General features: G+C 67.2%; 15 protein-coding genes. 5 read left to right on the plus strand and 10 right to left on the minus strand.

From position 1 onward, the window contains the following. Nucleotides 1–94: 94 nt before the first annotated feature. The 3 genes from L6Q21_RS06530 to L6Q21_RS06540 are packed head-to-tail and all read right to left on the minus strand — an operon-like array spanning nucleotide 95 to nucleotide 3,232. Nucleotides 95–1,246, minus strand: a complete 1,152-nt coding sequence (locus tag L6Q21_RS06530) for an alanine racemase (protein ID WP_336246230.1) — start codon at nucleotides 1,244–1,246, stop codon at nucleotides 95–97. Next, the gene (locus L6Q21_RS06535) at nucleotides 1,230–2,039 is read right to left on the minus strand and encodes an SDR family NAD(P)-dependent oxidoreductase (RefSeq protein WP_237829877.1); all 810 of its coding nucleotides are present in this window, start codon (nucleotides 2,037–2,039) and stop codon (nucleotides 1,230–1,232) included. Before L6Q21_RS06535 ends, L6Q21_RS06530 begins: the two co-directional genes overlap by 17 nt. Then, complete coding sequence (locus L6Q21_RS06540) at nucleotides 2,036–3,232, minus strand: glycine C-acetyltransferase (RefSeq protein ID WP_255696761.1); 1,197 nt, start codon at nucleotides 3,230–3,232, stop codon at nucleotides 2,036–2,038. The genes L6Q21_RS06535 and L6Q21_RS06540 overlap by 4 nt, the downstream gene beginning before the upstream one ends. 128 nt (nucleotides 3,233–3,360) lie before the next feature. Between L6Q21_RS06540 and L6Q21_RS06545 the strand changes: the two genes are divergently transcribed. Beyond that, entirely contained in the window at nucleotides 3,361–4,773 is a 1,413-nt protein-coding gene (locus L6Q21_RS06545; RefSeq protein WP_237829881.1) for a serine hydrolase domain-containing protein, read from the plus strand. A gap of 47 nt (nucleotides 4,774–4,820) precedes the next feature. On the opposite strand, the gene L6Q21_RS06550 is transcribed toward L6Q21_RS06545, so the two are convergent. The 4 genes from L6Q21_RS06550 to L6Q21_RS06565 form a co-directional block, all read right to left on the minus strand. Beyond that, nucleotides 4,821–6,947 carry a TonB-dependent receptor gene (locus L6Q21_RS06550; RefSeq protein ID WP_237829883.1) on the minus strand — a complete coding sequence of 709 codons (2,127 nt, stop codon included), beginning with the start codon at nucleotides 6,945–6,947 and terminating at the stop codon, nucleotides 4,821–4,823. A 117-nt stretch (nucleotides 6,948–7,064) separates the two neighbouring features. Further along, nucleotides 7,065–8,603 (minus strand): class I adenylate-forming enzyme family protein, encoded by a 1,539-nt coding sequence (locus tag L6Q21_RS06555; RefSeq protein WP_237829884.1) that lies wholly within the window; start codon nucleotides 8,601–8,603, stop codon nucleotides 7,065–7,067. After that, a complete protein-coding gene (locus tag L6Q21_RS06560; RefSeq protein ID WP_237829886.1) occupies nucleotides 8,600–9,895 on the minus strand; it encodes an MFS transporter in 1,296 nt (431 codons plus the stop codon). Before L6Q21_RS06560 ends, L6Q21_RS06555 begins: the two co-directional genes overlap by 4 nt. Next, complete coding sequence (locus L6Q21_RS06565; RefSeq protein WP_255696764.1) at nucleotides 9,888–10,376, minus strand: MaoC/PaaZ C-terminal domain-containing protein; 489 nt, start codon at nucleotides 10,374–10,376, stop codon at nucleotides 9,888–9,890. Before L6Q21_RS06565 ends, L6Q21_RS06560 begins: the two co-directional genes overlap by 8 nt. A gap of 66 nt (nucleotides 10,377–10,442) precedes the next feature. Here L6Q21_RS06565 and L6Q21_RS06570 point away from each other — a divergent pair, with 66 nt between their 5' ends. The 3 genes from L6Q21_RS06570 (at nucleotide 10,443) to L6Q21_RS06580 (ending at nucleotide 14,826) form a co-directional block, all read left to right on the plus strand. Then, nucleotides 10,443–11,264 carry a TetR/AcrR family transcriptional regulator gene (locus L6Q21_RS06570; protein WP_237829890.1) on the plus strand — a complete coding sequence of 274 codons (822 nt, stop codon included), beginning with the start codon at nucleotides 10,443–10,445 and terminating at the stop codon, nucleotides 11,262–11,264. Nucleotides 11,265–11,404: 140 nt separating this feature from the next. Next, nucleotides 11,405–13,594 carry a TonB-dependent receptor gene (locus L6Q21_RS06575; protein WP_237829893.1) on the plus strand — a complete coding sequence of 730 codons (2,190 nt, stop codon included), beginning with the start codon at nucleotides 11,405–11,407 and terminating at the stop codon, nucleotides 13,592–13,594. Nucleotides 13,595–13,620: 26 nt separating this feature from the next. Next, complete coding sequence (locus L6Q21_RS06580; protein WP_237829895.1) at nucleotides 13,621–14,826, plus strand: DmpA family aminopeptidase; 1,206 nt, start codon at nucleotides 13,621–13,623, stop codon at nucleotides 14,824–14,826. Nucleotides 14,827–14,857: 31 nt separating this feature from the next. Here L6Q21_RS06580 and L6Q21_RS06585 read toward each other — a convergent pair whose 3' ends face one another. Together L6Q21_RS06585 and L6Q21_RS06590 are read right to left on the minus strand one after the other, a co-directional pair. After that, a complete protein-coding gene (locus tag L6Q21_RS06585) occupies nucleotides 14,858–17,260 on the minus strand; it encodes a penicillin acylase family protein (RefSeq protein WP_237829897.1) in 2,403 nt (800 codons plus the stop codon). Beyond that, complete coding sequence (locus tag L6Q21_RS06590) at nucleotides 17,257–18,885, minus strand: N-acyl-D-amino-acid deacylase family protein (RefSeq protein ID WP_237829899.1); 1,629 nt, start codon at nucleotides 18,883–18,885, stop codon at nucleotides 17,257–17,259. Before L6Q21_RS06590 ends, L6Q21_RS06585 begins: the two co-directional genes overlap by 4 nt. A gap of 138 nt (nucleotides 18,886–19,023) precedes the next feature. On the opposite strand from L6Q21_RS06590, the gene L6Q21_RS06595 reads away from it, so the two are divergent. Beyond that, nucleotides 19,024–19,665 carry a helix-turn-helix domain-containing protein gene (locus tag L6Q21_RS06595; protein ID WP_237829901.1) on the plus strand — a complete coding sequence of 214 codons (642 nt, stop codon included), beginning with the start codon at nucleotides 19,024–19,026 and terminating at the stop codon, nucleotides 19,663–19,665. 19 nt (nucleotides 19,666–19,684) lie between these two features. On the opposite strand, the gene L6Q21_RS06600 is transcribed toward L6Q21_RS06595, so the two are convergent. Then, a complete protein-coding gene (locus L6Q21_RS06600) occupies nucleotides 19,685–20,776 on the minus strand; it encodes an NAD(P)/FAD-dependent oxidoreductase (protein WP_237829903.1) in 1,092 nt (363 codons plus the stop codon). Nucleotide 20,777 lies beyond the last annotated feature (1 nt).

Consider the following 20,777-nt stretch of genomic DNA (forward strand, 5'->3'; position numbering starts at 1 on the left):
ATATGAGCGCGCCGTTGACCACGGTTCTAGCAGTCATTCGTGGTGCAACGCCTCTGTCGCGATGACGGCGCGCGCAGGATTTCGGTATCCGCCATCACCACCCTCCAAATCGCGGCCAGCTGCCGGTCACGGTGCGCCGGACCGAATCTATCAGCCGATAGGCCGCATGTTGCCCGGCCGTTGCACAGGCATGATTGGGCAGGATGCGGACCAGATCGCCAACCGCCACCTTCGGAAGAATATTGGTGCTGCCCGGCCGCAGGCCGACCACCCCATGTTCCTGATTGGCTTCCAGCACGATCAGGTCCGGGCATGGCCTGCCGGTGGCGTCGCACACCAGACCATAGCCCTGATCGACAGCCTGCCGCGCAGTTCCCCGATCGCGCGACAAGGCCGACCAGCCCGCATCGACCAGAAAGCGGCCCCGATCCGGCTGCACGGCAATCACGCTGGCCAGGACGGAGAGGGCGATATCCTCAACACGGCAGACGTCGATTCCCGCCATCACCAGATCGAAGAACACAAACACCCCGGCGCGAACCTCCGTGATCCCTGACAGGTCGGTTGCAAAAAGCGCGGTCGGCGTGGAACCCACGCTCAGTGTTTCAACGGGATGCCCGGCCTCTCGCAGGATGGCGGCGGCTGAAAGGAGAGCGTCGCGCTCCTGATCCGCATAGCGCCGGATCTCCGCGTGCGAGGTCGCGCCATAGCTGGCGCCCGCATGGGTGAGCAGGCCACACAGAGTGGCGCCGCCCCGCAGCCGTGCGGCAATGCCCAGCAGCGCGGCGGCGTCAGAGGGCGCGACGCCCGCCCGATGGCCATCGGAATCCACTTCGACAAGAACGGGCAGCGGGTCAGCCGGGTCTCCGGCCGCTGCGATTGCAGTTGCGGCGTCGGCATTGTCCACGATCAGTTTCAAATCGACGCCCCGGCCGCGCAGCCGCTGCGCGCGCGCCACTTTGTTGGGCGTCACGCCCACCGCATACAGGATATCGGTGTAGCCCGCGTCGGCGAACACCTCCGCTTCGCGCAATGTGGAAACCGTGATCGGGCCCGGCACGCCCCCCGTCATCCGGCGCACGACGGCCAGCGACTTCGCTGTTTTCACATGCGGCCTGAAGGCGACCCCCAGCGACGCAACGGCAGCGCGCATCCGGTCGATATTGCGATCCATCACCACGGGATCCAGCAGCAGGGCAGGCGTTTCGATCTCGCTTATCGCCGTCTTCTCAATCCGTTCCGGCAAGGGCTGCTCCCTCATCACCTGTCGCCTGGCGGCGATGCATCACACCCGCCGCAAGGAAACCGCCGTCCACGCCCAGCACATGGCCGGTGATATAGGCCGACGCCTCGCCTGCCAGAAACAGGGCGGCTTCCGCAACTTCTTCGGGCGTGCCATAGCGATCCATCGGAATGCCGGCACGATAGACGATGCGCGTTTCGGCCGAGTGCATGCGCTGCACCAATTCTGTCTCGATGGCGCCGGGTGCAAGGCAGTTCACCCCGATGCCATGCAGTGCCAGTTCCACCGCCATCGCCCGCGTCAGGCCGATAACGCCCGCCTTTGCCGCTCCATAGGCCGCTCGCCCGCTTCCGCCCCGGACACCCGCTGTCGAAGCGATGGTGACGATGCGGCCTCCACCATTTTGCACCATGCTGCGGGCCACGGCCTGACAGACGTGGAAGGTGCCGGTCAGGTCCACGTCGATCAGCCGCTGCCATTCGTCCGCGCCGGTTTCCAGAAAGGGCCTTTCCAGGCCGATCCCGGCACTGTGGAGCAGTATGTCCGGCGGGCCGAAAGCCGCCTCGGCGGCCTGCACGGCGGCCTCGACCTCGCTGCGCCTGGTGACATCGGCGGCAAGCGCGATTGCCCGGCCGCCACCGGCCTGGATGCTGCGCGCGACGTCATGCGCGGCGGTCGCATTGCTGTCGGTCAGGCAAAGCGCCGCGCCGGCCCTTGCGAAGCGAAGCGAAGCCGCCCGCCCGATGCCGCTTCCCGCGCCTGTGATCATGGCGCAGCGGCCGGCAAGTTCGTTCATGCGATCACCCCTAACCGCCGGCCTGTCCAGGCGAAGAGGTCGACGGCGAAGTCGATATCCCCGGCAGACAAGCCGCTCGACATCTGCGTGCGGATGCGCGCTTCGCCCGGCGGCACCACCGGCGCGGAAAAGGCGACGGCGAAGAGCCCGCTCTCCAACAGCCCTTGCGCGAACGCGGCGGCCTTGCGCGCATCGCCGATGAGGACAGGGACGATGGGATGCCCAGCCCCCGCCAACTGGAACCCGCGCGCCTGCAACTCGTCCCGGAAGCGCGCGGCATTCGCGGCCAGCGCGGCGCGGCGGCCGGGTTCGCTGGCGACGATATCGAGGGCGCAAAGCGCCGAAGCGGCGAGAGCCGGGGGCAATGCATTGGAAAAGAGATAGGGCCGGGCCTTCTGTCGAAGCCAGCCGACGACGGCGTGCGAGGATGCGACATAGCCGCCGGCCGCCCCGCCCAACGCCTTTCCCAGCGTTCCCGTGACGATATCGACGCGAACGCCGCCATGGTGGGCGGCCGTGCCGCTGCCATCCGGCCCCAGCACGCCGACCGCATGGGAATCGTCGACCATCAGCAACGCTCCATGCGTGTCGCAAAGCGCGCGGATCGCTGGCAGGTCGGCGATCACCCCGTCCATGGAGAAGACGCCATCCGTCACCACCAGCTTGCGGCGCGCGCCTGCGGCAGCTTCCAGGCACGCGGCAAGCGCGTGCATATCGCCGCTCGGATAGCGGTGGCGGTCCGCCTTGCACAGGCGGATGCCGTCGATGATGCTGGCGTGGTTCAACTGGTCGCTGATGACGGCGTCGCCCGCATCCAGCAACGCCTCGAACAGCCCGCCATTGGCATCGAAGCAGGAAGGAAACAGAACGGCGTCCGGCTGGCCGAGGAAAGCCGCCAGCCGGGCCTCCAGCGCCTGGTGCAGCGCGTGCGTGCCGCAGATGAACCGGACGGAAGCCATGCCCAGCCCATGTTCGCTGAGCGCCTCATGCGCGGCCCCCGCCAGGCGCGGGTCTGCCGCCAGGTCCAGATAGTTGTTGGCGCACAGGTTCAGGAGCCGCCGCGAGGACGCCCCTTGCGCCACCATGACCGCCGCCGACTGACGCGAGGCAAGAGGATGCTCGGCCTTGAACAGCCCCTCACGCCGCAGGCGTTCAAGCGAAGCCATGAGTTCATCGTCGAGGGACGTCGCCATCGGCAACCTTCAATATAACTGACGTTGATTTCACTTCTGCCGCAGATTGCGTGCCGCCGGCAAGTAATTTATGACATTGACGTCAGTTTTGCGGCAATGAGGCCGCATACGAGATCAGGAACCTGCACATGCGCCTTTCCCCGCCACTCAGATTTACCGCGCTGCTGATGTGCTGCACGCCGCTGGCCTGCGCGACGGTGCCGCCTGCGACGGCGGTCAGTCCGGCGGCTGCGCAGGCGGCACGGGCGGACGCTTCCATGCAGGACATCCTGGACAAGGGGCCGTTCCCGGGGATGGCGGTCGCCGTCGCCCGCGACGGCAAGCTGATCTACGCGCGCGGCTTCGGGGTGGCGGATCGCCAGAGCAATGCCCCCGTGCTTGCAGACACCCGCTTTCCGATCGGCTCGATCACCAAGCCCCTCACCTGCCTTTCGGTGCTGCAGCAGGTGGACAGGGGCCGCATCGACCTTGATTCCCCTATCTCGCGCTATTTGCCCGATTTGCCCGCCCCCAGCCGCGATGCAACGGCACGCCAGCTTCTGACGCACAGCTCGGGCATTCCCAATTATCTGGAAAACAAGGAATTCCCCTACAACAAGCCGACAGGGCTCTCGCGGCAGGACATGCTGGGCTTTTTCGCCGCAAAACCCTTGATGTTCGCGCCGGGCACGCAGTTCAGCTACTCGAACTCCAACACCTATCTTCTGGGCCTGCTGCTTGAAGCAGTGACGGGCCAAAGCTACGACTCCTATGTCGCCGATCACATCTTCCGTCCGTTCGGAATGACGAACTCGGATTTCGGCGCCCGCGCCGACCGGGCGAAGGGTTATCTCACTCGTGGCGGTTCCGTTCGTGACGGCACCGCCTATGATTGGCTGGTGCCCTTCTCTGCCGGCGCCATCGTCTCCAGCGCGCCCGATCTCGTGCGTTTTTCCAATGGCCTGTTCGGCAGGCAGACGTCCGCGGACGTCCGGAATCTGGCGCTGTCCGGGGATTTGCTGGCCGACGGCACCCCGAATGCCTATCGGAAGGGCTGTCTGATCGCCGGCACGATGCAAGGGCAGCGCAAATATTCGCATCCGGGCTCGATCTACGGTTTTTCCAGCCACATCGCCTATTATCCCGATTCCCGGCTGACCGTGGTGGTCCTCGCCAATGGCCAGGGGGAAAATTTCCCGGCCGTCACCGTAGAGCACAGGCTGGCGCGCATCTTCCTCGGTTTGCCCGAAGCTGGAGCAGAGGCCCGGCCATTCGATCCGGCGGAGGCGGCGTGGATTGCCGGACCCTATGCGATCACCAACCGCAGGCTGGGGTTCGACCGGCTGCACTTCGTCGCGAAGGATGACGGGCTGTATCTGAGCTATGGCGGAGCGACCAGCGGTGCGCCGCTGATCCCGTTGCAGCCGCTTGGAAACGGCCGCTACGCCTCGTCGATCGACCCCGAACAGCAGTTCCGCTTCGCACGCGGTGCGGACGGCGCGGTGTCGCTGATCCTGAACTATTATGATGCCGACTTCCCCATGCGGAAGGCAGGCGGCTGACAAACAAGGGGAGAGGGCGCAAGCCCTCTCCCCGGGGCTGGAAGGGCTCAGAAGTCGAAGGTGAGCTCCACGCCCAGCGTGCGGGGCGCCCCCAGAGACTGGATGGTCTGGCCGGGCACGAGCGCGCCGCGCGAGCGGGCAACGGCATAGTCCCGGTCCGCCAGGTTGCGGACCCAGCCGTAGATGCCCCACCCGGCGTTGCGGTCGTGCACGCCGGCGCGCGCGTTCAGAAGCGTCACGCCATTCTGGCTGAAGGCGTTGTCAGGGCCGAAATAGATGCGGCTGCGCATGTTCATTTCGCCGCGCAGGAACAACTCCAGCGCCCCCGAAACCGGAACCGTATATTGGGCCGCCAGACTGCCGCTGTGGCGCGGCGCGAAGGGCAGCACGTTGCCGGTGTAGTCGGCACCCGAGCTGGTGGCATTGCGATAGTCGGCGAACTTCGTATCGAGGAAGCTGTAGGTCGCGGCGAGATCGAGGCCGTCCACCGGGCTCAAGTGCAGTTCGGCCTCCACGCCCTGGGTTCGGGCGCGGGCAGCGTTGGAGGTGACGAACTGCGGCACGCCGTTCACCGTGACGAGCTGGTTCACCTGCATATTGTTGTAGTTCATGCGGAAGGCATCGACGGCCACCCAGCCGCCCAGCGACGGCAGGCCGGCCTTCAGGCCCACTTCGAAGCTGTCGACATGTTCCGGATCGTAGCGGGCGTCGTTCGTGGGCGTAACGGAGAAGACGTTGAAGCCGCCCGATTTGAAGCCGCGCGAATATCCGGCATACAGCAGCACATCGGCCGATGGCTTGTAGTTGAGCGTGAAGCTGGGGGAGAAATCATCCTCCGAACGGTCGAGCGTGCGCTCGGGATAGGTGCCGAGCAATACGGCATAAGGATCGCCCACCTGGCTGTGGACCAGCTTCTTCTTCTCATAGGTGTATCGGAGCCCGGCGGTCAGGCTCAGCGCATCGGTGAAGGCATAGTCCGCGTGCGCGAAGGCGGCATAGCTGTCAGTATCGACATTGCCGTTGACGACTCCGAACACGGGGGCCGGATAGATGCCGGCAGCCGGCCCCACGCGCGATCTGGATTGCGTGTCCAGGCCCTGATGGAAATAGAAGGCGCCCAGCATGTAGGTCAGGCGGCCGCTCGTGCCGCCATAGCGGAGTTCCTGCGAGAATTGATTCTGGCTCTCGTCGATGCCCGACGCCAGCATGTCGAGGATGGTGTAATCATTGTCGGCGAAATTGTTCCAGCTGAAGCCGCGCACCGCCGTGATCGAGACCAGCTTGCCGCCGCCCAGCTTCCAGTTCAGTTCGCCCGACACGCCCCAGACGTCGCGGTTCTGCACGGCATCTATGTCGTTGGTCACCTCGCGGTCCCATGGGTCGGCTTCGGCCAGTGGCGTGCCCGCAAAGGCGCCGTTGGAGAGCACATCGCTGCTGCCGCTGTTGGTGCGGTCGCGGCTGTAATCCGCGCGCAGGATGATGTCGAGATCGGCGCCCGGCTGGAAACGCAGCGTGCCGCGCGCGGCCAGCGAATCGAGATCGTCCAGGCGGGTTCCGGTGGTTTTGTTCTGCACAAAGCCGTCCCGCCGGTCGACCGCGCCCGCGACGCCGGCCGACACGCCCGAACCCAATGGGCCACTGACGGCGCCGCGCAACTGCCAGGCGCTGTGGTTGCCATAGCCCGCCTCGGCGCGTCCGCGCAGTTCGGCGCCGGGAAGGCGCGTCACATAGTTGATCGCGCCGGCGATGGTGTTCTTGCCATAGAGCGCGCCCTGCGGCCCGCGCAGCACTTCGATCCGCTCAAGGTCGAACAGGCTGGCGTTGCCGGGCGTGGCCCGCCCCAGATAGACGCCGTCGACATAGAGGCCGACGCTCTGGTCCAGCCCGGGATTGTTGAGGTCGGCCGACAGGCCGCGGATGGCGATGCGCTGGGTGCGCAGGCTGCCCTGGTCGATGAAGACGCCGGGAATGAAGCCGGCCAGATCCTCCAGCCTGGAGACATTGCGATCTTCGAGATTGGAGGCGGTGAAGGCGGTGAGGGCGATCGGCGTATCGATCAGCCGGGTTTCGCGCCGCTCGGCGGTAACGATGATATCCTGCGCCTGCGTGCTCGGCCCCTCGGCCGCCCATGCCGGCGACAGAGCCAGCAACACCACGCCGCCGGCGAATCCCACCTTGGTCGATCTTCTCGTTCTACCCCGCATCCCTCATCTCCCATGTATAATATATTTATGACATCAGGTTTATAAAATTGTCCAACACAAACTTGGGCCTCCAGCCCAAGGCCTGCCCTATTTGTCCTTTGCAGCCAGTGCCCGCGCCTCCGCGCGCAGGCTCAGCTTGTCCACCTTGCCGATCGGCAGCAGCGGCAGCTCGCCGCGCAGCAGAATTCGCTTGGGCAGCTTGTAGTTCGCCAGCCGCTTGCGGGCATGGTCCATGAGCGCCGCGTCCGTCAGGCCCGCTTCCGCCGCGACGAAGGCATAGCCCACCTCGTCCCAAAGCGGATCGGGGACGGCCACCACGGCCGCCGCCTGCACGTCCGGATGGCTTTGCAGCACGGCTTCCACTTCCAGCGGATACACATTGTAGCCACCGGATTTGTACATTTCCTTGATCCGTCCGGCGATGGCGAAGCGCCCGTCCGCCAGCCGACGGCCGATATCCCCCGTGTGCAGCCAGCCGTCGGGATCGATGGCGGCCGCCGTCTCCGCGGGCCGGTTCCAATAGCCCAGCATCACCAGCGGCGACCGCAGCAGGATCTCGCCTTCCTCCGCGTCCTGCCCGTCCGGGCCGGCAAGGCGCACCTCGGCATGTTCGAACGGAAAGCCAACGGACCGCGCCAGCAGCGCCGGATCGCCGGACGGTGGCTCGGCCAGAATGGCGCTGGTGGCTTCCGTCATGCCATAGTTGGTGGCGAGGCGGGGATGCAGCGCATGCAGGCGGCGGATCAGCGGCTCGGCCATCGGCGCGCCTTCCCAGACGATCAGCTGCACGGCCGACAGGTCGAAGCTGGCGAAGTCCGGCAGGTCCAGCTGCATCTGGAACACGCTGGGCACGCTCACCCACAGGGTGCAGCGCTCCTGCTGCATCAGCTGCAGCGATGCCCGCGGATCGAACTTCGGCATCATCACAACCGTGCCGCCCCCCACGATCGCCGGGCAGCTTATGTCCACGACGCTGCCGATATGGTTGATCGGGAAATAGTTCAGCACGCAGATGGGATCGAGCGGCCAAAGCCGGTTCTGCGCTTCCGAGAAGGCCGAAATCCCCGCCTGATGCAGCACCGCCCCCTTGGGCGCGCCGGTCGAGCCCGAGGTATAGACGATCATGCACGCCTGCCGTCCCGTCGTCCGGCGCGCCTCCAGCTCCGCCTCCGCAATCGCCTCTCCCGCCGCCAGAAAATCGGCCAGGCTATCCGTCGGCAACTGGCGCAGGTCGGGAAACTCTACGCCGAGGCAGGCGAGTTCCTCGCCATAGTCCCGCCCGTCGATTGTCCGGCTCGCGAACAGCAGCCGGGGGGTGCTGTCGGCAAGCACATAACGCAGCTCGTCCAGCCGATAGCGCGGGTTGAGGCCGATCCAGATCGCGCCCACGCGACAGGCGGCGAGGAAGCTCACAAGAAAATCCGCCGATGGCGCCGCAAGGCAGGCCACTCGCTCGCCCGGCGCCACGCCCGCGGCGATCATGGCGCGGGCGTGCAGGTCAACCGCCTGCGCCAGCTCGGCATAGCTCAGCCGTGTCTCGCCATCGACCAGCGCGATCCGCCCGGGGGCCACCTTCGCCCAATGCGCAACCGAATCGAACAGCGGCGCAGCCTCGAACGCAGTCATCGGCGCATCTCCTTCCACAGCAGGGCCAGGCTGAAAGCCATGCAAGCCATCGGGCCAGCGGCGATCAGCCAGCGCAGCGAATGGATTGCAGCCTCCGACTGTTCGGGTGCCGCCGACACGAAGCCGCCCAGCTGCAGGCCAAGGCCGGCGAGCGCCGCTCCAAGCGCAAGCCCGGATTTCTCGCCCGCCGTCCAGATCCCGGTGAAAAGTCCCTCCCGTTCGCCGGCAAGCGCGTGAATGACATGGGCGACAAGGGCAAAGGCGCCCAGCTGGATGCCCGCGAAGGGAATGCCGAGCAGCATATAGGTTGCGAGCATCGGCCCGCCGCCGGGGAGGGCAAGAAGCAACGCCGCAGCGCCGAACATCGCTGCAGAAACCCCCAGCATGGCGCCGGCCGTCCAGCGTCGGATGCCGGCCATCCACAAAGGGACGGTCAATATGGTCATCAGGAACATGGCGCCAAGCGCGAGCCCTGCGTCTCCGTCGGAGCGCTTGGCCACATGCACCACCCAGTAAGGGGTCAGCGCCGTCACGACGCCGACCCCCACAAGCTGCAGAACATAGACGCCGGTGAGCCGCCAGAAGCGCGCCGTGCGCTCTGCGAGCGCGCGCAGTCTGAACGGGGGGCGGCTGCCTGCGTCCGGCATGGCTCTGAAATGGGAGGGCGTGGCCAGAAAGCTGCTGGCAAGCGCTGCTGCGCAAAGGGCGGCGATCACCGCCGCCATCACCTGATAGCCATGCCGGCCACCGCCTGCCGCCGCTGCAATCGCCGGCGCGGCCGCCGCGCCTGTAAACACGCCGATCATCGCGAAGCCGATGCGCCAGCCGGTAATCCGCTCCCGCACGGCTGCGTCGTCGCTGGCCTCTGCGGGCACGGCGACGAACGGAACGGCGAACACGGAATAGAAGCTGGTCATCAGCAGATAGAGCAGCAGCACCGGCACAAAGGCCGCGGCCCCTTGCGGATAGGGCCAGCCGAACAGCAGCAGGAAGAAAATGGGTCCGCCGACAGTGCCGGCCAGAATGAACGGGCGCCTGCGGCCGAGGCGCGACCGTATTCGGTCGGACCATGCCCCCACCAGAGGATCCCACAATATGGCCCAGAGTTTCGGCAGCAGCACCACGAGCGCCGCCAGCCCGGGCGGCATCCCCAGCACTTCGGTGCTGAAATACAGCAGCAGAACCGCTGGCACCGTGGTCAGCACGCCGGTGCCGAAGCCGCCCAGCGCATAGAAGCCCAGCCGCGGGCCGGCCAGCGTTCCGGCGCGGATCGCGGATCGCGCTTCAGCCATTGGCGGGCGGCACCCAGACAACCAGCCACACACCGGCCAGCGCCGGGCGCGCCTCGCCCTCAATCTCGATTTCCACGCCGATTCCCAGCCGCGCGCGCCCGGCGCGGTCGCGGCTGCGTTCGGCCAGCCGGAAGCGGCCCCGCACGCGCGAATCCACCGGAACCGGTGTCACCAGGCGCATGCGGTTGAAGCCGAAGTTGAGGAAATAGCCCCCCCGGTCCGGCTCCCGCGCCGGGCCGTCGCCCAGTACGTCGTGCAGCAGGTGGGTCAGCAGCGACATCGTCAGGAAGCCATAGGAAACCGTCTTTCCAAAGGGCCCCTTTTCCGCCGCCCACTGCGGGTCGGCATGCATCGGATCGTCGTCAAGCGTTGCAAGGCTGAAGTGGTTGATCATGGCTTGGGTGATGGTGACCCACTCGGAAACTCCGAGCTGGGAACCCGGCTCCGCTGTTACGATTGCGCTTTTCGGTTGAATGTCCATAGTTGTCCTCGCAGGTTTAAAAACCTGATATCAGTATCATGTTTTTAGTGCAAGGCTTGGGGATTCATGGCAAAATCAGCGGCTAAAGAGCGAAAGAACGGGCAAACGCCCGCCGCTCCGCGCGAGGTGAACAGTTTTGTCCGCTATGCGGACTACCTCGACTATATGATCGATACCGCACCGAAGCGGACGAAAGGCGAGCGGACGAAGGACAAGCTGAAGTTCGGCGCCATCCAGGTTCTGGACGATGTCGGCTATCATGCGATGCGGGTGTCCGACATCTGCGAGGCGGCGGGTGTGGCCGCGGCCACCTTCTATCTCTATTTCGACAATAAGGAGCAGGTGACGCAGGTCGTGCTGGCCGAGTATCTGAGCGTCGCGATGAAGATGATGGCGGTCCGACCCGAAGGAAAAGGGCCGTTCGAGGCGATCCGCGCGTCGCACCTGAAATGGCTGGAAGTGACCTACGCCAATGCCGGGCTGATGCGCTGCATCCTGCAACTGGGCGACGAGGTGGAGGATTTCCGCGACCTGGCCCATGCCGTCAACAAGCAATGGTATGAGCGCATCGCACAGGCGGTGCTGCGCGATCAGGAGGCGCGCGGTCAGCAGGCGCCGAATCAGGAGGGCGCCCTTCCCCTCGATGTGGCGCTGCTGTCGGCGTATGCGCTGGGCTCGATGATGGACGAACTGGCGCGCAAGCTTGTGATCCACCCGGATCCCGCCCTGCTGGCGCTCACCGGGCGCACCGTTCCGGATAAGGCGGAACTGGCCGACTTTCTCGCCGTGCTCTGGTATCAGGCCCTCTATGGCCAGGTTCCGCGCGATCTGGAACTGGCCGACGCCGCCACCGTCGCGACGAGGCTGGTTGGCCGCGCGCCCGGCTGAACCCGTGGCGAACATCCGACCCGCAACGGCCAGACATGGCGCAAATGCCGGAAGCCCGACATCGCTGTTGACAGGGAATGTCTTAAAACTGATATTGACATCATATTTATATTTCTAATCAAAAAAGAGGGGGTAGTCTGATGCTGGTTCGTTGCAGACGGCAAGAAAGCCATGGGCGCATTTCCGGCGCCGTCACCATCGCCCTGCTGCTGACGGGCGCGGCAACGCTGCCCGCAGCGCGTGCATACGCCGCCGAAACCGCCCCGGCAGACGACATCATCGTCACAGCCCAGAGGCGGGCGGAATCGGTTCAGGATATCCCGCTCAGCATTTCCGCCCTTACCGGCGCCGCGCTGGAAGCCCGGGGAATCAGCGATTTCCGCGGCTATGCGGCACAGGTTCCGAACCTCGCCTTCGGCTACACGCAAAGCCTTGGCGGCACCGCCCAGACGGTCACCATCCGGGGCGTGTTCGGGCAGAACACGACCGGCTTCTACCTCGACGATTCGCCGCTGCCGGGCAGCATCGATCCGCGCGTGCTGGATTTCGAGCGAATCGAAGTGCTGCGCGGGCCGCAGGGCACCTTGTACGGCGCCCGCTCCATGGGCGGCACGGTGCGCCTCATCACCCGCGCGCCCGACATGAACGCGATCGAGGGCTCCGCACTCGGCCGCCTGTCCACCACGGCAAACGGCGGCGCCAATGGTTCGCTGGACGGCGTCGTCAACATACCCCTCGTGGCAGGCAAGGTCGCCGTTCGCGCGTCCGGCTATTACGAATCGCTGTCCGGCATCTACGACCGTGTCGCCGCGGCAAACGCTCCGGCGCCGTTCCGGACGGCGCGCAATGTCGACAGTTCGCACCGCTTCGGCGGCGCGCTGGTGCTGGCGGCGGACTTCGGCGCGCTTACCGTCACGCCCCGCTACATGTTCCAGCGGGCCACCACAGACGGACGCGCGCTCGCCGACATCAACGCCGGCAATTTCACCCAGCCGCGCCTGTTCGACCTGCCGGAGCCGGGCTCAGACGACTGGGATCTCGGCACGCTGACCATCGGCTACGACACCGGGGCCGGCGACATAACCCTTGCCACCACCCTGTTCGGGCGCACGGTGCATGAAAGCGAGGATTTCTCCGAAGTGGCGCAGCTGCTGTTCGGGACACCGGCCATCCCCGCCATCATGCGCGCGCGAAGCCGTGTGGAAAGCAGAGCGCAGGAAATCCGCTATGCCTCGGACTTCGAAGGCTGGGTCAATGTCACGGCGGGGCTGTTCTACCAGAAGAGCGATAACCGGCTGGTCTTCCCGCCGACCCCGCTTCCCGGGGTCGTCCCCGACGTCTACAGTCAGGACTTCCGCACCCGGACGACCGAATATGCCGCCTTCGGCGAGTTCACCTTCAGGCCTGCCGATAATCTCCGCCTGATCGCGGGCGCCCGCCTGTTCGACAGCGAAGTGCGCTTCGCCGGCTCGCAGGACGGGGTGGCCGTTTTCCCGGCCAGCTTCTCCGGCCGGCAAAAGGAAAACGGCATCAACCCCCGCTTCGCGGCCCAGTTCGATGCGGCAGACGACGTCATGCTCTATGCCAGCGCCGCCAAGGGCTATCGCGTCGGCGGCGTCAACGCCTTTTCCGCCTCGCTGTGCGAAGCGTCGCTGGGTGCCGTCGGCCTCACTCCCGACGACGTGCGAAGCTATGGTTCGGATTCGCTCTGGAGCTACGAAGTCGGCGCCAAGACCCGCAGCCTCAACCGCCGGCTGACGCTGAACGGCGCCCTGTTCCGGATCGACTGGTCCAACGTGCAGCAGGGCATGTCGCTGGCCTGCGGCTTCGGCGTTCTGGTGAACGGCGGCAAGGCCCGCAGCGACGGCGGCGAGATCGAAGGGATATTCGCGGCGACGGACTGGCTGAAGCTGAACTTCGGCGCGGGCTACACCAACGCCCGCATCACCGACGGCGGCGGCAACCCCGCCTTCCCCGACGGCGCCCGCATCCAGCAGGTTCCGCGCTGGACGGCAAATGCCGGCTTCGACATCGAGGCCGATCCCGGCATCCCCCTCACCCTGCATGGGGACTGGTCCTACACCGGGCAGAGCTACAGCCGCTCCAACGTGCCGGCCACGCGCCGCAACCGCCCTGCCTATAATCTGGTGAACCTGCGGGCGACCGCGCATCTGGACCGCGTGGATATCGGCCTCTTCGCCGACAATCTCTTCAACGAGGCGGCCAATCTGTCCGATATTCCCTCGCTGGCGATCGAGCTGCCCGGCCGCCCCCGAATCGTCGCCACCCGGCCACGCACATTGGGAGTGGAAGCCCGGGTGCGTTTCTGATCAATTTCTGTCGGAAGGAGCCTGAATTGAAGCCCAGCCTGTTTGCCCGTGCCGCGGGCGCAGCCCTGATCGCGGCCCTCGTCGCCATGCCGGCCGCCGCGCTGGATCGCGCCCGCGATCTGGGTATTCCCTTCGATGGCCGCCCGGGCCCCCTGAACGCGATCACGGACGTTCCCGGGGTGGAAGTCGGGCAGACGACGCTGATCCGTGGCGAAGGCAGGCTGGAGCCGGGCAAGGGCCCCGTGCGCACCGGGGTGACCATCATCCATCCGCTCGGCCGCGCCAGCACCGACGCCGTCGCGGCCGGGCGGGCGGTGATCAACGGCACCGGCGAGTGGACGGGCATGCACCTTGTCGACGAAGCCGGGCTGTTCTTCGGGCCCATCGCGCTGACGGGCTCGGGCAATGTGGGGGTCGTGCACCAGGGCCTGCAGGCCTGGTCGCTCGCCCATGTGCCGCCGGCGCTGCTCGACAGCCGTGTCCTTCCGGTCGTCGCCGAGACGCTGGACAGTCGGCTGAACGACGTGTTCGGACAGCCGATGACACAGGCGGATGTGTTCGCCGCCATCGACGGGGCCCGTAGCGGCCCGGTTGCGGAAGGCAATGTGGGCGGCGGCACCGGGATGATCGCCTACACCTTCAAGGGCGGAATCGGAACGGCATCGCGCCTCGTCGAGACTGGCGGCAGCCACTTCACCGTTGGCGTGCTGCTGCAGGCCAACCATGGCCGCCGCCAGGATCTGCGCATTGCCGGCATTCCGGTCGGCGCCTCGATCAGGGGCGCCTGGCCGGAAGTGAACGGCATTGCGGCCCTCGGCCCGGACGCCGGCAAGCCGCAGGAGAAGAACTCGCTGTTGATCGTGATCGGGACCGACGCGCCTCTGCTGCCGCACCAGTTGCAACGGCTGGCGCGGCGCGCCGTGCTGGGCGTGGGCCGCAGCGGCAGCACCGCCGACAATCTGTCGGGCGAGATGACGCTGGCCTTCTCCACGACCGTCGTGACGTCTCCGGACAAGCCGCCCCGCGCCTTGGCGCCCATCAGCGACATGGACAGCGCCACCCTCAACGCCCTGTTCGCCGCCGCCGTGCAGGCGACGGAGGAGGCGCTGGTGAACCAGCTCGTCGCTTCGGAAACGATGACGGGGGCCAATGGCGTGAAAGTCCATGCCCTGCCGCGCGACCAGCTGGTGAAGCTGCTGAAGGCGCACAACCGGCTGCTTCCCACCCGCTGAGGCCTGCCGGCTGCACAAGCCCGCCGGCGGTTCAGGGCCGGGGCTCGATCACCAGTGTTCCGATCCCGTCTCGCGCCACGCTGCCGGCATCGCCGCCGATCTGGAAATAGCGGCCCTGCCCCCATGGCCCGGCAAGATGCCCGAACCAGGGGGAAAGCATGTTGCCCGAAACACCCGGCGCGATCATGAACAGGCTCTTGTCCGGTTCGGCAAGGTCGATGATCTGCCTGTAGCGCGGCCCATAAGTGCTTGCCCATGGGTCATCGCCCCACGGACTGCCCTGCGCGGCATTCACGCTGTTGGCATCGCCACCGCCTTCCACCCTTATGGTGGCCCATCGGCGCAGCAGGGGAAGATGAGAGAAGATGTCGTGCCGGAATGTCGCCCGGTGCAGCTTTCCCCAGCGCCAGTCCGCCATCCGCCCGCCCTGCTCGCGGGCCAGCCCGGCCATCGCCTCGTCGAGCGCCTTTGCCGCGCTCGCCGGGCAATCGCTGCACCAGGGGCTGCCGTCGCGCAACAGCCGGTCGAAACGCGGCCGGCTCGATTTCAGCCATTCGGCGGACAAGGGGCCCAGCGCCGGCTCCAGCAGCATCGGGGCAAGCGCGCGCTGCCAGGCGGCCCAGATCAGCGGCTCCGGCCGGTCGGCCGCCATCGTGCCGTCCCAGGCCAGCATCAGCTTCCGCGCCGCGCGCCCGGCGTCGCTTGTGGGTTGCGCGGCCCGCAGCACCGGCATCAGCGCCGCCACCTCCGCCGAGCGCACATCCGTCTGCAAGCCGGCCACGGTGGCCGGCGTCTGCTGTCCCGGCGCGGAAAGGGTGGAGACGATCCGGGCGGCGCGCCATCCCGGCTGGAAAGCGCTGCTGTCCAGCGGGCCGTCCGTGCCGGCGAGAAGCCGGTTGTTGGCGTTGGCAATGAAGCCCGCCGGCGGGTTGACGACCGACGGCCATTCCCCGGGCGGCAGATGCCCGTCCCAGTCGAAGCGGCTGTCCCATCCCGGGACGGGCAGGAAGCCATCGGCACGGCGGCGCGGCAGGCGACCGGCGGACAGCATTCCGATGCTGCCGTCGCGCGCGGCGAAGGCGAAATTATGCTGCAATCCGAAATCCCGCGCGGCAGCCTGGAATTGCGCCCAGTCGCGCGCCTCCGCCATGCCGAGGAAGGCCTGAACCAGCGGGCTGCCTTCGGGAAACGCCAGCCCCGCCAGCGCCAGCACATGGCCCGGGCGCAACTGCCGGTGCACGAGGTCGGCGGCGTCGCTGTCGATGTCGGACACAACCACGCCATGCCTTGTGCTGCGCAGCGTCAGCTTCAGCGCCGGGCCGCCCTTCACCGGAATTTCGACCTGCCGCAGCCGGAACGGCTGGGAGCCCGAAGGCGTCAGGTAGCGGCCGGGATCGGCGGGGTCGATGCGCTCGACGAACAGATCGGTCTGATCCGCCATCATGTCTGTTACGCCCCAGGCGATGAAGGGGTTGCGTCCGGCGGCGATCGCGGGTGAGCCGGGGCGCGAGGCGCCGACGATTTCGAAGCCTGGCCAGCTCAGCCGCACCGGATAATAGTCCGCCGGCGCGCCCAGCGGCCCGTGCGGATCGTTGGCGAGCAAGGGCTTGCCGCTGGCGGTGCGGCTGCCACTGATGGCCCAGCTGTTGGAGGCCGGCATCGCCCGCCCGAACGGCAGGGCGGCAACATCCGCGCTGGCGCTGCCGGCGAACCGCACGGCACCGCAACTTTCAATCCGCTTCCCGTTCGAGGCCGGCAGCTCGGCATAGGTGACGGGGCCGGGATCGGCTGGGCTGGCGTAAAGGTCGCGCAGCCGCGCGCAACCGATGCGGGTCGAAAGCCGCGCGCGCATCAGCTCGTCGCGCCAGTCCCCGAAGCCCAGCGCGGCAAGTCCGCCCAGCCGGTTCACATCGGCCTCGGTCCAGTGCTGCGGCTTCAGGCCGGTCAGCAGGAATTCCGGCGGCAACGCGCCCGAACCTGTATCGATCCCGGCGTTGACCCCGGCCACATAGGCGCGGATCGCTTGCCGCGTGGCGGGGTTGTTGCGGGCCGCCGTGCGGGCCGCCAGCCGGTCCAGATCGAGCGCGGCCACCAGCTTGTCCGTCGGCAGCCCGGACTCGCCGACCGCCTCGGCAAGGCGCCCGCGCGCCGCCCGTCGCGAAGTCTCCAGCTGCCACAGCCGATCCTGCGCGTGGACGACGCCCAGCGCAAAATAGGCGTCCGCGCGGGTCCGGGCGAAAATATGCGGCACCGCCTGCGCGTCGCGGATGATGCGGATCTCCGCCGTCGCGCCACGCATCTGCAGCGTGCCGGACGTGGCCGGCAGCGACGTCCGCATCCAGACATAGCCTCCGGCGGCGCCAGCGGCGGCCGCCAGTATCACGCCGCCCGTCAGCCAGAGGGCGATGCGGCGCGCGCGCCTCCATTGGCTCAATTCACGCGCTCCCCGGCCGGCGGCTTCTGGCGCGGCACGAAACGCCCCGGCGTATCGCCGGTAGGCCTGCCGTCGCGGAACACCTCGCGGCCGTTTACCAGAACCCGCGAAATGCCGACGGATTGGGCGGAGGGCTGCAAATAGGTCGCGCGTTCTCCCACCGTCGCCGGATCGAAGATCACGATGTCGGCGGCCTTCCCCGGCGCGATGCGCCCGCGATCGGCAAGGCCCAGATGATCGGCCGGCAACGACGTCATCTTGCGGATCGCCTCGGGCAGCGGCAGCAGTGCCAGGTCGCGGCTGTAATGCCCCAGCACGCGGGTGAAGCTGCCCCACGAGCGCGGGTGCGCCTTTCCGGCTGCCAGCACTTTCCCGTCGGCGTAGAAGCCGTCGCTTGCGATCATCACCCAGGGCTTCACGATCAGCTCGCGGATATCCCCCTCGTCGACGCTTCCCAGCGTCAGCCGGACATCGCGATGGTCCAGCGTCAGCCGGACAAGCGCGTCGAACGGATCGACGCCCCATTCCCCGGCCAGCAGTTCGATGTTGCGATCGACCAGTTCCGGCGCATCCGGGGCATCCACAATCCGCATCGAGCCATAGCCGACCGCCTTCACCCAGCTGAAGCCGCCGTCCACACCCGTTTCGGTGGCCAGGCGGATGCCGCCCCGCTGCGCCGGGTCGACAAGAGCCCCGGCATCCGGCATGCCGCCGCCCGGCTTCAGGAACAGTTCGCGCGCATAGCGCAGCGTCGCGCCGTCGAAGGGATATTGATCCGCCGTCACGGCAACGCCGCGCGCCTGCGCCGCCTCCACCATGGCGATCACCTCGCCGATGCGGCCCTTGTTGATCAGGCCAACGGCCTTCAGATGCGCCAGCTTCACCGGCACCCCGGTCGCCTCCCCCAGCCGCACCGCCTCGCTTTCCGATTCCAGCATCCGGAAACCCGGATCGCGGGTGTGGCTGTCGTAGCTGCCGCCGAACGGCTTCACCTCGCGGGCCAGCGCCTGCACCTCCGCCTCCGTCGCGAACAGCCCCGGATCATACATCAGGCCCGTGGACAGGCCGACGCAGCCCGCCGCCATCCCCTCGCGCACAAGCGCCGCCATCCGCGCGACCTCCGCATCGGTCGCCGGCCGCCGCGCACCGGGCATCACCTCGGTGCGAATTCCATTGTGCCCCACATAGCAGGCGTGGTTCACCGCCGTGCCGCGCCGTTCCAGTTCCGCCCGCAGCAGCGCCAGCTGGCGGGGGGCGGCGGCGCCGTCGGGGCCGGCGACGATCGTCGTCACCCCCTGGGAAATATCCTGCACATCCAGGAAAGGGCCGCTTATCTGGTCGAGGGATTCCGGCACATGGCTGTGCGCGTCGATAAAGCCTGGCGCCACGGCAAGGCCGGTGGCGTCGATCACATGGGGCGCTTTCAGCCGGGTTTGCGGGGAAACCACCCGGGCGATGCGGTCGCCCTCTATCGCAATGGTCGCCGCGCGGGGCGGTGCGCCGGTTCCATCATACAGGGTGCCCCCTACGATCAGCCTGTCATAGGCGGGGGATGCCACGCAGCCAGCCAGCGCCAAAGCCGTGGCGAGGCAGATAATCGCCCTGAAAAAATATGATGCTGACATCAGTTTTATCTAATTCGCCGGCAACCGGCTGGCAAGCGGCATTTGCCGATTTGGCGGATCGGAACAGACTTGCGTATAAGCCGCGCCGGCAGGCCTTCGCGCCGGCCCTGCCAGGAAAACAGTCCGGGATATGTGTGGATGGGCCAGCCGTCGGTAAAACTCGACCCGGTAAAACTCGATGAGGCGTTGCGGGCGCTGCGACGCCGGCTGGGGCTTACCATGGCAGAGGTCAGCCAGCGCACCGGGGTCGCCGTTTCCACATTGTCGAAGGTGGAAGCCGGCAAGATGTCGCTCACCTACGACAAGCTCACGCAGCTCTGCCGGGGGCTGGGTGTCGACCTGGCGGAGCTGCTGGGGAACCCCGTCCGGCCTGTCGACGAAGGTTCGGCAACGGGGCGGCGGAGCATCAACCGGCTTGGCGACGGCGCCATCGTCCGCACCGAGCATTACGACCATTGTTATCTGAGCGCGGATGTCTCCGGAAAGGCGTTCGTGCCGCTGCTCGTCGAACCGCAGGCCCGTTCGTTCGACGCCTTTCCCGACTTTGTCCGCCATGCCGGCGAAGAGTTCGTCTATGTGCTGGAAGGCGCGCTGGAAATCCACACCGAATATTACAAGCCGGTGGTCCTGCAGACAGGCGAATCCATGTGGCTCGACAGCCAGATGGGCCATGCCTATGTCGCCCACGGCGAAGGCCGCTGCCGCGTTCTGGCCGTTTGCTCGGGCACCGAAACCGAGCTGATCGACGCCCTGCACGCGGCCGGACGCAAGTCCCCCTAGCGCAGCGCAGGCACGCCGATCATCCGACGATAACCCGCGCCGGGTCGACAGCCCGCAACAGGCAGGCCGTCGCGCCTTCGAGCGGTGCCGATCCCCTGGCGAGCGCGGCGGCGAGCGCCCCCGTGGCCGGTGCTGTCTGCACACCGAAACCGCCCAGGGCTGCCAGCCACAGAAGACCGGGGCTGTCGGAGTCCCACCCGATCAGCGGGCTTTCGTCGGCCACGAAACTGCGCAGCCCCGCCCAGCTATGGGTCACTCGCTGCACCTCCATGCCCGTCAGTTCCGAATAGCGCTCGATGGCGATGGCGATGTCCATGTCGTCCGCCCAGGCGTCGCATGGCACCGACAAGCTCTGGTCCGCCGGCGACACCATCAGCTTACCCGCGTCCGGCTTGAAATAGACGCTTTCCTCCACATCGATTACCATCGGCCACTCGTCGATCCGGCTGCCGGCAGGCGGGTCGACAAGGGCCGCGCTCCGCCTGAGCGGCCGGATGCCCTTCGGTGCCGCGCCGAACAGCTGGCCCACCGCATCCGCCCATGCGCCTGCCGCATTGACGACAACGGGGGCCACGAGGGTGCGGATGCCGTCCGACACCTGCCAGACGCCAGCCGTGCGCGCGGCGGCTTCCACGCCGAACCCGGTCAACAGCAATCCGCCGTTCGCCCGCAATGTTCGGGCATAAGCCATGTGCATGGCGTGCACATCGATGTCCGCGGCATCTTCCTCCAGCCAGGCGTGGGACAGCAGGCCGGCCTGCAGCAGCGGCATTCGGGCAGCGGCCTCGGCTGCGGACAGGCGCCTTTGCCCGGGTGCCGCGGCCCCCGGATCGCCATCCCTGCGCGCCACGATCATCACCCCCCGCCTGCGGCCGAGCGCGGCATCGCCGGCGGCGGATTCGGCTGCGAACAGCCGCCCGCTGATGTCCGTCAGCGCCTGCACGGCCGCATTGCCATAGCTCCGCACGAAGATGGCCGCCGAGCGGCCGCTGCTGTGGTGGCACGGCTGATCCTCGCGCTCCAGCAAGGCTACCTTGCCATGCACGGATAGCGCGGCGGCCGCTGAAAGGCCGGCGATGCCGGCACCGATAACGATGAAATCGAACTGCATT

The sequence above is a fragment of the Sandaracinobacteroides sayramensis genome, assembly GCF_022014495.1.
Classification (GTDB): domain Bacteria; phylum Pseudomonadota; class Alphaproteobacteria; order Sphingomonadales; family Sphingomonadaceae; genus Sandaracinobacteroides; species Sandaracinobacteroides sayramense.